A 1025-nucleotide genomic window follows, 5' to 3' on the forward strand; every position below is an offset into this window, starting at 1 on the left:
AGCGATTCCCGCGGCCCCTGGATCGACCGCTGACGGCGGCGGCGCGGCGGCCCAGCCGGGCCATGTCCTCGCTGAAGCCGGTCAGGCGCTGCAGCCGCTGATCGACCTTCGGCCGGGCGACGAAGCAGCCGCGGCCGATCCGGCTCTCGATCAGCCCCTCATCGGTCAGGCTCTTGAAGGCCTGGCGCACGGTCATCCGGCTGATGCCCAGCTGGTCGGCCAGGTCGCGCTCCGACGGCAGCCGGTCGCCGACGGCGAAGGCGCCGGTGCGGATGCGGTCGGCCAGATCCTCCGCGATCTGCTGGTAGATCGGCTTGTCCGTCGCGGTCGGCTGTAGGTCGGTCATGGCGGGCCCTGGTGGTCTAGACCACAATCGGCATGATGCAGGCCGATCCGGACCCCGTCAAGAAAGGTCGGACAAAGCAGCCGGCATGCGCAAGAGCGCGTCGCGATGCCGGCCGTAGCGCCGCCAGGCGGCCTCATAGGCCTCCCGCAGCGCCGGATCGGGGCGATGCGTGCGCCGGACCGTGCGGACCCGGCGCGACGCGTCGCCGATCGAGGGATACCATCCGATGCCGGTCCCGGCCAACAGGGCCGCGCCGCAGGCCCCGTATTCGCCGCCGTCGGGGATCTCCACCGGCAGGCCCAGCACATCGGCGATCATCTGCGACCAGAAGCGGCTGCGGCCGCCGCCGCCGGACAGCAGCACGCTCTGCGGCCGCTCCGCCATCGCCGCGAAGCAGTCGCGGATGGCATAGGCCAACCCCTCATAGACCGCGCGCACCAGCTCGGGCCGGCCATGGCCGGGGGCCAGGCCGGCGAACTGGGCCCGTGCCGCGGCCGAGACCGCCGGGGCGATGATGCCGACCTCGCTGAGATAGGGCAGGTAGACGGCGCCGACAGCGCCCGGCGGCGCGGCCGCGGCCAGCGCCTCCAGCGCGGCGTACGGATCGGGGTCGCGGGCCAGGTCCGGGCACAGGCTGCGCAGGCACCAGTCGAGGTTGCTGGTGCCGGCGACATTGACC

General features: G+C 73.3%; 2 protein-coding genes. Both read right to left on the reverse strand.

The annotated features are described in order from the left end of the window. The coding region (locus P409_RS35085; RefSeq protein ID WP_152613727.1) for a GntR family transcriptional regulator at positions 1-346 on the reverse strand (346 nt) is incomplete at its 3' end. 57 nt (positions 347-403) lie between these two features. Beyond that, on the reverse strand, positions 404-1025 hold a 622-nt coding region (locus P409_RS35090; RefSeq protein ID WP_274519208.1), incomplete at its 5' end, for an FGGY-family carbohydrate kinase.

Origin of the sequence: Inquilinus limosus MP06 (assembly GCF_000767795.1) — a bacterium.
GTDB lineage: Bacteria > Pseudomonadota > Alphaproteobacteria > DSM-16000 > Inquilinaceae > Inquilinus > Inquilinus limosus_E.